The organism is Roseomonas sp. TF40 (assembly GCF_057219975.1).
In genome coordinates this window covers 37,224-48,539 of sequence record NZ_JBXVVR010000013.1, presented here as the reverse complement: position 1 = coordinate 48,539, position 11,316 = coordinate 37,224, and the positions used below count along the sequence as shown (strand labels likewise).

Genomic DNA, 11,316 nt, shown 5'->3' with positions numbered 1-11,316 from the left:
CTTCGCCACGATCTCCTCAGGCGTGTGCGCCTTCTTCCGCGCCATCCCAAACACCCCTTCCGCTGCCGCCGGACTACATGACCGGCGGACCGCTTCTACGGGGGAAGGTCAGGGTAGAAAAAATCTATGGGCCACGGCAACAGGCGCCCGGCGCCGACGCGGAGAGCATCATGCAGACCGACCCCACCTTCGCCGCGCCCAGCCGCTTCCTCAAGGGCAACATCCACACCCATTCCAACGTCTCCGACGCGCGCCTCGCCCCGGTTGAGGTCTGCGCGGCCTATCGCGCGGGCGGCTATGATTTCATGGCGCTGACCGATCATTTCCTGGCGAAATATGGCTTCCCGATCGTCGATACGCGGCCCTTCCGCAGCGCCGGCTTAACCACCCTGCTCGGCGCGGAGGTGCATGCGCCGGCGACATCGTTCGGCGAGATCTGGCATATCCTCGCCGTTGGCTTGCCGTTGGACTTCGCGCCGACCGCGCCCGGCGAGACGGGCGCGGAACTCGCCGCGCGCTGCGTTGCCGCCGGTGCCTTCGTCGGCATCGCGCATCCGGGCTGGTATGCCTTGTCGGCAGCCGATGCCAACACGCTCACAGGCGCGCATGCGGTGGAAATCTACAACCACACCACGCAGTTGCGCACCGATCGTGGTGATGGCAGCCATCTGGCGGACCAACTGCTCGCCGAGGGGCGGCGCATCTCGCTGATCGCGGTCGATGACGCGCATTTCCATTGCCCCGACTGGTTCGGCGGCTGGGTCATGGTGAAGGCCACCGACAATGAACCGGACGCGCTGCTGGCCGCGCTGAAGGCCGGGCGCTTCTATGCCACGCAGGGCCCGCAGATCGAGGGCATCGCCTGGGGCGCTGACAGCGTGGAGGTGCATTGCTCGCCCGCCGCCAGCGTCATGGTGCTGGGCCGTGGCTCGCGCGCCGCGCAGGCCGTCGCACCCTTGCAGACGCGCGTGAGCCTGCCGCTGGGCAAGCTGCGGGAAGGCGGCTTCGCCCGCATCGTGGTGGCCGACGCGCAGGGCCGCCGCGCCTGGTCCAACCCGCACTTCTTCGCCTGACCTCACACCGCCGCCAGCAGGGCGGCCGGCGGCGGCGGCACGGCCGCCAGCAGGGCGCGCGTATGCGGGTGGGCGGGTGCGCGCAGCAGCGTCGCGCGCGGCGCGTCCTCGACGATGCGCCCGCCCTGCATCACCAGGATCCGCTCGCAGCAGGCCGCCACCGCCGCGATGTCGTGCGAGACCATCAGCAGCCCGATGCCGCGCGCCGCGCGCAGGCGGTTCAACAGCCCCAGCACCTGGGCCCGCACGGACACATCCAGCGCCGAGACCGGCTCATCGGCAAAGATGAATTCCGGGGCGAGCGCCAGGGCACGCGCGATCGCCACGCGCTGCTTCTGCCCGCCCGAGAGCTCGTGCGGCCGGCGCGCCGCGAAGCCGGCATCGAGCCCGACATCCGCCAGCAGCCCCGCCACCCGCGCCGCGCGCTCGGCCGGGGTGCCGAGGCCGTGGATATCCAGCCCCTCGCGCACCAGTCGCGCCACATCCCAGCGCGGGTCGAGCGCGGCGGTGGGATCCTGCTGCACGATCTGCAAGGCGCGGCGCACGGCGCGGCGGTCGGCGGCCAGTGCCGCGCCCAGCGGCCGCCCGCGATAGCGCACCTCCCCGGCCGAGGGCGGAATCAGGCCGAGCAGCAGCCGCCCCAGCGTGGATTTGCCGCTGCCGGACTCGCCCACGATGCCCACCGCCTCCCCGGCCATCAAGGTGAGGCTGACATCGGCCACCGCCGTCACGCCGCCCCGGCGGGCGAAGAGCCTCGCGCCGAAGCGCCGTGTCAGCCCCGCGGCTTCCAGAAGCGGCGTCATGCGGCGAGCAGGTGGCAGGCGGCGGCGCGGCCTGGGCCGAGCGCGCGCGGCTCCGGTGGCGGGCCGGCATCGCACAGGCCCGGGCGCGCCAGGGCGCAGCGCGGGTGGAAGCGGCAGCCGGGCGGCGGATTCCGCGGATCGGGCGGCGTGCCGGGCATTTCCTCGGCCGGCAGCGCCTCGCCGCGTACCAGATCGAGGCGCGGCACGGCGGCCAGCAGGGCGCGCGTGTAGGGATGCGCCGGGCTGGCCAGAAGGGCGGCGACCGGGCCGGTCTCCACCACCCGCCCGCCATACATCACCGCCACCCGGTCGGCGATCTGCGCGACCACGCCGAAATCATGCGTCACCAGCAGCATGGCCAGGCCATGGCTGCGCCGCAGCCCCGCCAGCAGCCCCAGCACGCGCGCCTGCACCGTCGCGTCCAGCGCCGTGGTCGGCTCGTCGGCGATCAGCAGCCGCGGCCGGCAGGCCATGGCGAGCGCGATCAGCGCGCGCTGGCGCATCCCGCCCGAAAGCTCGTGCGGATAGGCGCGCGCCACCCGCACCGGGTCGGGCAGGCCCATTTCGGCCAGCAGCGTGGTGACGCGCGCCGTCACGGCCTCGCCGCGCACGCCGTCATGCCGCGCCACCGCCTCGCCGATCTGGCGGCCGATGCGCAGCACGGGGTTGAGCGCCGTCATCGGCTCCTGGAACACCATCGCGAGGCCAGGGCGGTGGGGGGCGCGCAGCAGATCGGTGCTGCCCTCCCACAGGGCCTGGCCTTCCACCTGCGCGCGCGCCCCATCGCCGCCTGGGCCGAGCACGCCCATGACGGCCAGGGAGGCGACAGATTTGCCGCTGCCGCTCTCCCCCACCAGGGCCAGGATTTCGCCGCCTGCCACGTCGAAATCCGCGCCATCCAGCCCCCGCACGGGCCCGAAGGGCGTGGTGAAGGTCACGGCCAGGCCGCGCACCGAGAGCAGCGGTGGCCTCATGCGCGCGGGTCCGCGCGATCGCGCAGCCAGTCGCCGATCGCCTGCACGCACAGCGTCAGCGCCAGGATCACGAGGGTCGGCACCACCACCACCCAGGGCGCGGTCAGCATCTGGTGCCGCCCTTCGCCGATCATCCGCCCGAGCGTCGCCGTGGGGGGCTGCACGCCGATGCCCAGGAAGGAGAGGGAGGATTCCAACAGCAGCACCGCCGGCAGCCCCAGCGTGAACTGCACGACCAGCGGGGCCGCCAGATGCGGCATGATGTGCTGGCGCAGCACCCAACCCGGACCGGCGCCCAAAGCCAGCGACGCCTCCACAAAGGGCCGCTCGCGCAGCGACAGCACCTGGCCGCGCGCCAGCCGCGCGTAATTCTCCCAACCCGCGAGGCTGACCAGCGCGATCACCACCCAGGTGGAGGTGCCGAACACCGCGAGGCCCAGCAGCACCAGCAGCAGATAGGGCAGCGCGATCTGCGCATCGACGATCACCATCAAAGCGGTTTCGACCCGACCGCGCAGATAGCCCGCGAGCAGGCCGATGCCGGTGCCGATCAGGCAGCCGATCACCGAGCCGATCAACGCGATGCCGAGCGAGGTGCGCAGGCCGTGCAGGGCACGCGAGACCAGGTCGCGCCCGAGCTGATCGGTGCCGAACCAATGCGCCGGGTGCGCGCCCTCGAAACCTGCCGGTGGGCGCAGCCGGCGGAGCAGCTGTGTGCGGTCGGGGTCGAAGGGCGCGATCCAGGGGGCGGCCAGGGCGGCGACCAGCAGCAATACCGCCATCGCCAGGGCAAGGACGACCGGCCAGGGGATTCGCGGCGCGACGCGGCGCAATGTGCTGGTGGCGCTCACGCCTCCGCCATTCGTGTCGCGCTGCCGCGGCGGATGCGCGGATCAGCCACCGCGTAGAGCGCATCGACCCCGAGATTGATGACCACCACGACCAGCGCATAGGCCATGACGCCGAATTGCAGCACCGGATAGTCGCGCACCTGCACCGCGCCGACGAAGGTCTGGCCGATGCCGGGCAGGGCGAAGACGGTCTCGATGATCAGGCTGCCATTGATCAGCCCGTTGAGTTGCAGGCCCATGATGGTCAGCACCGGCAGCGCGGCGTTGCGCGCCACATGGCCCCACAGCACGCGTGGCGCCGAAAGCCCCGTGGCGCGCGCGGTGCGCACATGGTCCTGGCCCATCACCTCGAGCATCTCGCCGCGCAGGAAGCGCACCACGGATGCGACCAGCCCGGCAGCCAGGGTGAGTGTGGGCAGCACATAATGCCAGGGCGTGTCGCCACCCACCGACGGCAGCAAGGACAGGGCAAGGCCGAAGACCAGCACCAGGATGATCGCCAGCACGAAATGCGGCACCGCATAGCCGAAGAAGGCGACACCCATGGCCACCCCGCCCCAGAAGCGCCCGCGCCGCACCGCCGCCAGCACGCCCAGCGGCAGCCCCACCGCGAGCGTCAGCATGAAGGCCGAGACGGCAAGGCCCAGCGTCGAGGGCAGCGCCTCGGCATACAGATCCAGCACCGGGCGGCGCTGTGCGATGCTCACGCCGAAATTGCCCGAGGCCAGCGCCGCCACATAGGCGGCGAACTGCGCCGGCAGCGGTCGGTCGAGCCCGAACTCGGCGGAGAGTTCGGCGCGCTGCTCGGCGGTCAGCCCGTCATCGTAGAGGTAGTCGAAGGGATTGCCGGAGATGCGCGCGCCGGCGAAGGTCACCACCAGCACGAGCAGCAGCGTGATGCCCGCCCGCGCGACACGTCCCGCGAGGAAGCCGATCAACTGATGTTCACCAGCCCGGCGCGGAAGGGCAGTTGGTAGGGGCGCACATTGTGCGGGATCTCCCAGGCGATATTGGCGCGCATCGCATAGGCCTCGGCGGGCTGATACAGCAGCACCCAGGGCACCATTTCCGTTTCGGTCAGGATCACCAGGCGCCGATAGGCGTCGCGCCGTGCCTGCGGATCGGTGCCGAAGCGCACCGCGTCATAGAGCGGCTGGTAGGCGGGGAACTTCTCGGGGGCGAACCATTTGTCGCGCGTCACCCAGGATGCCTGCGCCCAATGCGTGTCGAAGGCGCCGAGCATGTCGGGGTAGTAGAGCGGGTTCGACCAGTCGCGCGTGAAGAACTGGCTGCTGTCCTGGCCGAAGCCCTCGATCACCTGCAGCCGAGCGCGGAAGCCGACATCCTTCCACATGTCGAGCACCGCCTGCGCGCCCTGGTCGCCATAGGTGTAGTAGGCGGATTGGAAGGACAGCACGATCTCCGCGCCATTGTAGCCGGCGGCGCGCATCAGGCGTCGTGCCTCGGTGGGGTCGTAGGGCAGGAGGTTGAGGTCATTTAGGAAATCATGGTCCGCGAAGCCGCGGAAGTAATGCCCGCGCGGCGCATGCGCCTTGCCGCCCCACAGCGCGGCGGTCAGCGCGTTGCGGTCGATGGCGAGGTTCATGGCGCGGCGGATGCGCGGGTCGGCGATCTCGGGCCGATTCATGTTCAGAACGTAGAGGAAGAACATCGGCCAGGTCGTCTCGACCAGGCGCAGCCCGCGCCGCGCGCGGATCGGCGCCTGCTGGTCGGGCGGGATGGAGACGATGAAATCCACATCGCCGTTGAGCAGCGCGGTGACGCGCGGCGCCATCTCGGCGACGCGGGTGAAGCGCACGCGATCGAGCGGCGCGGCGGGGCCCCAATGGTCGGCGAAGCGCTCGACCGTGAGATCGGCATTGGGGCGGAAGCTGCCGACGCGATAGGGCCCGCTGCCGGCCGGCGATTGCGCGGCGCGATCCAGGCCGATGGCGTCGGCCTGTTCCTTGGAGGCGATGCCGGCGTTGCGGCAGGAGAGCAGCGCCTCCACCAGCGGATCGGGCCGGTGGGTGACGATGCGCACCGTCATCGCATCCTGCTTCTCGACGCGCGCGAAGTTGGAGAAGTAGCGGCCGTGATTGCCGCGATATCGCGCCTCGGTCGGGGTGAAGACGCGCTGGAGGGAGAACACCACGTCATCGGCATCCATCACCGTGCCGTCATGCATCCGCACGCCTTCGCGCAGGCGGAATTCCGTGACGGTGGGCGAGATCGAGCGCCATTCCGTGGCGAGCCCAGGCAGGTAGCGCGGGGTGGGGCTGCGCGTGTCGATCTCGACCAGCGTGTCGCAGAGACAATCGAGGAATTGCGCGGTGTTGTTGCCGGTCTCGGCCTGGAAATCGAGCGTGCGGGTGTGGGTCTGCACGCCGACGCGCAGTTCACGCGGGTTGGCCATGGCGGGCATCGGCATGGCCGACGCCAAGGTACCGGCAGCGGCGGCGGCCATCAGGTCGCGGCGAGCGAGCGACATGGGCGGATCTCCCGTTTCGTGGCGCCCCTGCCAATTGCCGGTCGATGGAAACGACTGACGCTGGAACATAGGCTCGATCTATGTTTAGATGAACGTCCATTCGATAATCAAATGACAGGATGATGACGGCGCTGCGCGGTGCGTCGCCCGGCACCACCTTCAAGGAGCGCTCCCATGGCCGACGCTGCCACCATCATCGCGGAGATCCGTCATCTGCTCGAGCAGAAGGCCAGCGGGCAATACGGGCTCACCTTGATCAACCAGCAGCAGCATGCGCTGCAGGCGGCGACGCTCGCCGAACGCGAGGGGCATGCCGATGCGCTGGTCGCCGCCGCCCTGCTGCACGATATCGGCCACATGGTGCACGATTTGGGTGAGAGCCCGGCCGATGCCGGCATCGACGACCGGCATGAGGAGTTGGGCCATGCCTGGCTGGCCAACCATTTCGGCCCCGAAGTGACAGAGCCCGTGCGCCTGCATGTGGCCGCCAAGCGCTACCTCTGTGCCGTGGAGCCGGACTACTTCGCCAAACTCTCGCCGGACAGCGTGAAGAGCCTGGCACTCCAGGGCGGCCCGATGTCGGCCGAGGAAGTCCGAGCTTTCGAGGCACTGCCGCACAGCGCCGAGGCGGTTCAACTGCGCCGTTATGACGAGCAAGCCAAGGTGAAGGGGCTGGAGACGCCGGCGGTCGCGCATTTCATGCCTGCCGTGGCGCGCAGCCTGAAGTCATAGGTTGCGGCCAAGGGCGCGAGCCGGGACAGGACGGGGCTGATACCAACCTGGCGGAATGGTTCGAAGGCGCCACCGTGCCCATGCAAGGGCGCTATCCTGGTTCTTCTTCCACGCCGATCAACCATCAGCAGGCTGGTCCATCCAGCGACTGGCGATCGGCACCAGGCGCCTTCACATCGAGAAGCAGCGCATGGGCGGGATGATGCTCGCGCCCATCCTCCGTCAACCAGACGAACTTGGCGAAATGCGCGAGTTCGACCAGGCGATCGCCGACCGGAAAAGTCAGGCCCTTGCCCACCGCGGCCAGGAAGCGCACCCCCGGTACTGGATTGAGCCCGGGTCGCACCGGCCAGGTCGGCAGCTTCAACTGGTGCGAGACGTCGTAATGGACGATCGTGCCATCAACCTTCGCCACGAACCAGCAATGCATGCCCGGCGCGTGGTTGCTGCCGGCCTTGAACCAGAAACCGGCCGTGTAGGCCGCGGTGATGCCGGCTGCGACGCAAGCGGCCACGCAATAGCCATGCATGTCCAGGCAATGCCCGCGGGTCGGCACGGTGAGCAGCGGCACCGTGCTGCGCCCCTCCATCAGGCTTCCCGGACCGTGCCCGTACCAGAAATGGCCCGCTGCGTGATCGATGATTCGCTGCAGCGCCTCCGCCTCGTTCGATGCCCCCTGCACCAGCGCAGCGACGAAGCTGCGCAGTTCGGGCGATGGCACGACATAGCGCGTGGCTGGCGGGGTCCAGATCCAATCGGGCGGATCGCCGGCGAAGGCTTCCATCCGGTAGCGCAGCACGGGGCGGCGCGGCGCGGCCGTCGGGCGGATCAGAAAGGCCTCCTGCGCGGCGTTGGTCGCCGTCACCCGCTCCAGGATCTCGCCATGTTCCACCTCAAAGCTGTCGAGGCGGAAGCCGAAGGCGTCGGGAAAAATCGGCGCCAGCAGCAGCGGCGCGCCGGGCGGCACCGGATCGGTGAGGTTGACGGTGACGATGGGCAAGACGCGAACTCCCCTGGGTTCAGTTGCCGGCAGCCACAAGCGATGCGAGGGCGCCGGACGGCCGCGCCAGGCGTCGCGGCATGGCGCCGACCAAGGCTTGCGCATAGGCGGTGACAGGTCGTTGCAGGATCGCCTCGGCCGGGCCGATCTCGACCACGCGCCCATCCTTCATCACTGCGATGCGCTCGGACACGGCGCCGACGGCCTCGAGGTCATGGCCGATGAACAGCAAAGCGAGGCCGCGTTCGCGCCGGATGCGGGCCAGCAGGTCCAGCACCTGTGCCTGCACCGTCATGTCCAGCGCCGAGACCGGCTCATCGCAGACCAGCAGAAGCGGATCCACCGCCAGGGCACGCGCGATCGCCACGCGCTGGCGCTGCCCGCCGGAGAGCTGGTGCGGGTAGCGGTCCAGATGCGCGGCGGCGAGCCCGACTTCCTCCAGCAGGCGCTGCGCGCGGGCGCGGCGCTGGGCGGGCGGGGCCAGCGCATGCACCGCGAGCGGCTCGGCCAGGATCTGCGCGATGGTCAGGCGGGGGTTGAGGCTGCCGGCGGCGTCCTGGAACACCATCTGCACGGCCCGCGCCATCGCCTTGCGGCCACCGGGCGCCGCCGGGTCCTGGCCGAAGACGCGGATCGTGCCGCCGGAGGGCGCCACGAGGCCGACCGCCGCGCGCGCGATGGTGCTCTTGCCCGACCCGCTCTCCCCCACTAGGCCCAGCGCCTCGCCAGGTGCGATGCGAAAGGACACACCATCGACGGCACGCAGCTTCGCACCCCCCACGCGATGCGGCCGGAACACCACCGCGAGGTCACGCAGTTCGAGCGCCGGAACCGCCGCCGCATCGACCGCGCCGGCAGGCTGGATGCGCCCAGGGCGGCTGGCGAGCAGGGCGGCGGTGTAGGGGTGGGACGGTGCCGCGAAGATCCGCGCGGTCGGCCCGGCCTCCACCACCTTGCCATGCCGCATCACCGCCACCTGCTGCGCGATGCCCTCGACCACCGCCAAATCATGCGAGACGAAGAGCATGGCGAGTCCGCGCCGCGCCTGCAGCGCCTTCAGCAAGGCAAGAATCTGGGCCTGCACCGTGGCATCAAGCGCGGTGGTCGGCTCATCGGCGATCAGCAGCGCCGGATCGGCGGCCAGCGCCATGGCGATCATCACGCGCTGCTGCTGCCCGCCCGAGAGCTGGTGCGGGAAGGCGGCCGCCTTGCCCTGCGGATCGGGCAGCCCGACCTCGGCCAGGGCATCGAGAACGCGCCGCGCGATGTCCGCCTTCGGCAGGCTGCGATGCGCGGCAATGGCCTCGGCGATCTGCGCGCCGACGCGCATGGAGGGGTTGAGGCTGCCCATCGCCTCCTGGAAGACCATGCCGATGCGCCGCCCCCGCAGCGCGCGCCAGGCGCGTTCGGGCGCGCCCAGCATCTCCACACCGTCGATCCTGAGGCTGCCCGAGAGCTGCGCCGCCGTTGGCGCCAGCCCGGCGATGCCCAGCGCGGTCAGCGACTTGCCCGAGCCGCTCTCGCCCACCAGTGCCAGCGTCGCCCCGGGCTGGAGCGAGAGGCTGACGCCATCCACCGCGATCGAATCGCCGAAGCGCACGCGATAATCGCGCAGCTCGACCAGCGGGGTTCCGCTCATCGGCGCAGCCTCGGGTCGAAGCCGCGCTGCAGCACATCGGCCAGCCAGTTCACCGCCACCACGCCGGCCGCGAAGACCAGCACCACGGCCTGGATCACCGGGTAGTCGCGCCCCGAGATCGCCTGATAGGCCAGCGTGCCCAGGCCCGGCAGGCCGAACAGCACCTCCATGGTCAGCGCGCCGCCGATCATCCCGGCCAGGATCAGCCCACCAAGTGCGACCACCGTGGTCAGCGCGTTCGGCAGCAGATGGCGCAGCACGATGCGCAACGGTGAGAGCCCCTTGGCGCGCGCCGTGCGGATATGGCTGGCGGTCGTGGCCTCCTTCAGATCCTCATGCAGCGGCTTGGCGACCTGCCCCGCGATGTCCACCGCCAGGATCAGCACCGGCGACAGCCATTGCCCGATCACCGGCAGCCAGCCGAGCCAGACCGAGAAGACCAGGATGGCGGCAAGCCCGACGCAGAAGGTGGGCAGCGCGATCGACCAAAGGTTCAGCGCCTCCACCAGGGCCGGAAAGGCCGAGCGTGGCCAGAGCGCGGCCGCGGTCGCGAGACCGATGCCCAAGCCGAGCCCGCTGCCGAGGGCGAGCACCGCCAGGCCAAGCGTGGTCGGCAGCGCCGCCAGGATCAGCTCGGCCGCCGGGCGGTCGAAGCGCAGGGAATTGCCGAAATCGCCGATCAGCGCACGCCCCGCCCAGATGCGGAACTGGGTCAGGGCCCCGGCATCGAGGCCGAGCTCGGCCCGCAGCGCCGCGATGGCCTCGTCATCCAGGCTGCCTTCCAGCGCCATGGAATCCACCACATCGCCCGGCACGATGCGGATCAGCAGGAACACCGCGATGGCGATGCCGGCGAGCAGCAGCGCCTGGCGCAGCAGGCCAAGCCCCGCCTGGAGCGCGATCGTCATCTTCCGCGCTCCCGCAGCGGATCGAGGGCCAGGCGCAGCCGGTCGCCGACCAGGGCGAAGCCGAGCGTCACCACGCACAGCGCCAGCACCGGCGCCAGCACGGCATGGGGGGCGGATTCCGCGAAGCGCGAGGCGCCGGAGATCATGCGGCCCCAGCTCGGCGTCTCGGGCGACACGCCCAGGCCGAAGAAGGACAGCACGCTCTCGGTGGTGATGGCGCGCGGCATGATGATGGCGGCCTGCGTCACCAGCGCGCCGGCGATGTTGGGCAGCACATGGCGCCACAGCGTGGCGAGCGGCGCCGCCCCCATCACCCGCGCCGCGGCGACATAGCCGCTCGCCCCCTCACGCCGCCACGCTGCGCGCGCGACCAGCGCCATGTGGGGCGCATAGGCCACGCCAAGGGCCAGGATCAGCGGCCAGATGCCGATGCCGAGTGCGACCATCAGCGTCAGCGCCAGCAGGATGGAGGGCATGGCGCGCACCATGTCGAAGGCGCCGAAGACCAGGAAGGAGGGCCAGCGCCCCAGCGCCTCCGCCGCAAGCCCCAGCCCGGCGCCGAGCAGCAGCGCCAGCAGCGTCGCGCCCAGCGCCACGGCGAGCGAGATGCGCGTGCCGGCGGCGAGGCGCGCCAGCACGTCGCGTCCCAGATGGTCGCGGCCCAGCCAGTGCAGCGCATCCGGCGGCGCGTTGCGCGCCGCCAGCTCCTGCACCAGCGGGTCGTGCGGCACCAAGCCCGGCCCGACCAGCGCGACCGCCAGCGCGCCCCCGAGGATCACGAGCCCGAGCGCGAAGCCGCTGATGCCGCCGGCGCGACGCGGCGGCGCCATCGCGCTGGCGGACAT

The 11,316-nt window shown here is 70.9% G+C and carries 11 protein-coding genes; 2 read left to right on the top strand and 9 right to left on the bottom strand.

All coding sequences use genetic code 11. The features are described from left to right. The first annotated feature begins 170 nt into the window (after window positions 1-170). Window positions 171-1,073 (top strand): CehA/McbA family metallohydrolase, encoded by a 903-nt coding sequence (locus tag AC2D9U_RS23930; RefSeq protein WP_484754085.1) that lies wholly within the window; start codon window positions 171-173, stop codon window positions 1,071-1,073. 2 nt (window positions 1,074-1,075) lie between these two features. On the opposite strand, the gene AC2D9U_RS23925 is transcribed toward AC2D9U_RS23930, so the two are convergent. The 5 genes from AC2D9U_RS23925 to AC2D9U_RS23905 are packed head-to-tail and all read right to left on the bottom strand — an operon-like array spanning window position 1,076 to window position 6,192. Further along, window positions 1,076-1,876, bottom strand: coding sequence for an ABC transporter ATP-binding protein (locus AC2D9U_RS23925; RefSeq protein ID WP_484754083.1), 801 nt, complete (start codon window positions 1,874-1,876; stop codon window positions 1,076-1,078). Continuing rightward, a complete protein-coding gene (locus AC2D9U_RS23920) occupies window positions 1,873-2,850 on the bottom strand; it encodes an ABC transporter ATP-binding protein (RefSeq protein WP_484754081.1) in 978 nt (325 codons plus the stop codon). The genes AC2D9U_RS23925 and AC2D9U_RS23920 overlap by 4 nt, the downstream gene beginning before the upstream one ends. Next, complete coding sequence (locus AC2D9U_RS23915; protein WP_484754079.1) at window positions 2,847-3,701, bottom strand: ABC transporter permease; 855 nt, start codon at window positions 3,699-3,701, stop codon at window positions 2,847-2,849. The genes AC2D9U_RS23920 and AC2D9U_RS23915 overlap by 4 nt, the downstream gene beginning before the upstream one ends. Continuing rightward, entirely contained in the window at window positions 3,698-4,639 is a 942-nt protein-coding gene (locus tag AC2D9U_RS23910; RefSeq protein ID WP_484754077.1) for an ABC transporter permease, read from the bottom strand. The genes AC2D9U_RS23915 and AC2D9U_RS23910 overlap by 4 nt, the downstream gene beginning before the upstream one ends. Next, the gene (locus tag AC2D9U_RS23905; RefSeq protein ID WP_484754075.1) at window positions 4,636-6,192 is read right to left on the bottom strand and encodes an ABC transporter substrate-binding protein; all 1,557 of its coding nucleotides are present in this window, start codon (window positions 6,190-6,192) and stop codon (window positions 4,636-4,638) included. The genes AC2D9U_RS23910 and AC2D9U_RS23905 overlap by 4 nt, the downstream gene beginning before the upstream one ends. A gap of 174 nt (window positions 6,193-6,366) precedes the next feature. Between AC2D9U_RS23905 and AC2D9U_RS23900 the strand changes: the two genes are divergently transcribed. Continuing rightward, window positions 6,367-6,924 (top strand): phosphonate degradation HD-domain oxygenase, encoded by a 558-nt coding sequence (locus AC2D9U_RS23900; RefSeq protein WP_484754073.1) that lies wholly within the window; start codon window positions 6,367-6,369, stop codon window positions 6,922-6,924. Between the two features lie 124 nt (window positions 6,925-7,048). Here AC2D9U_RS23900 and AC2D9U_RS23895 read toward each other — a convergent pair whose 3' ends face one another. Genes AC2D9U_RS23895 through AC2D9U_RS23880 form a run of 4 tightly spaced genes read right to left on the bottom strand, consistent with a single transcriptional unit; the run spans window position 7,049 to window position 11,301 of the window. Continuing rightward, window positions 7,049-7,924, bottom strand: a complete 876-nt coding sequence (locus AC2D9U_RS23895) for a transglutaminase domain-containing protein (protein ID WP_484754071.1) — start codon at window positions 7,922-7,924, stop codon at window positions 7,049-7,051. 19 nt (window positions 7,925-7,943) lie between these two features. After that, window positions 7,944-9,563 carry a dipeptide ABC transporter ATP-binding protein gene (locus AC2D9U_RS23890; protein WP_484754069.1) on the bottom strand — a complete coding sequence of 540 codons (1,620 nt, stop codon included), beginning with the start codon at window positions 9,561-9,563 and terminating at the stop codon, window positions 7,944-7,946. Continuing rightward, window positions 9,560-10,471, bottom strand: a complete 912-nt coding sequence (locus AC2D9U_RS23885) for an ABC transporter permease (protein WP_484754066.1) — start codon at window positions 10,469-10,471, stop codon at window positions 9,560-9,562. The genes AC2D9U_RS23890 and AC2D9U_RS23885 overlap by 4 nt, the downstream gene beginning before the upstream one ends. Then, window positions 10,468-11,301 (bottom strand): ABC transporter permease, encoded by an 834-nt coding sequence (locus AC2D9U_RS23880; protein WP_484754063.1) that lies wholly within the window; start codon window positions 11,299-11,301, stop codon window positions 10,468-10,470. Before AC2D9U_RS23880 ends, AC2D9U_RS23885 begins: the two co-directional genes overlap by 4 nt. Between the last annotated feature and the right edge of the window lie 15 nt (window positions 11,302-11,316).

Excerpts from the sequence above, each read along its gene's own strand:
- AC2D9U_RS23900 (WP_484754073.1), top strand. The coding sequence starts at position 6,367 with ATGGCCGACGCTGCCACCATCATCGCGGAGATCCGTCATCTGCTCGAG.
- AC2D9U_RS23920 (WP_484754081.1), bottom strand. The coding sequence starts at position 2,850 with ATGAGGCCACCGCTGCTCTCGGTGCGCGGCCTGGCCGTGACCTTCACC.
- AC2D9U_RS23880 (WP_484754063.1), bottom strand. The coding sequence starts at position 11,301 with ATGGCGCCGCCGCGTCGCGCCGGCGGCATCAGCGGCTTCGCGCTCGGG.
- AC2D9U_RS23925 (WP_484754083.1), bottom strand. The coding sequence starts at position 1,876 with ATGACGCCGCTTCTGGAAGCCGCGGGGCTGACACGGCGCTTCGGCGCG.
- AC2D9U_RS23890 (WP_484754069.1), bottom strand. The coding sequence starts at position 9,563 with ATGAGCGGAACCCCGCTGGTCGAGCTGCGCGATTATCGCGTGCGCTTC.
- AC2D9U_RS23905 (WP_484754075.1), bottom strand. The coding sequence starts at position 6,192 with ATGTCGCTCGCTCGCCGCGACCTGATGGCCGCCGCCGCTGCCGGTACC.
- AC2D9U_RS23885 (WP_484754066.1), bottom strand. The coding sequence starts at position 10,471 with ATGACGATCGCGCTCCAGGCGGGGCTTGGCCTGCTGCGCCAGGCGCTG.
- AC2D9U_RS23930 (WP_484754085.1), top strand. The coding sequence starts at position 171 with ATGCAGACCGACCCCACCTTCGCCGCGCCCAGCCGCTTCCTCAAGGGC.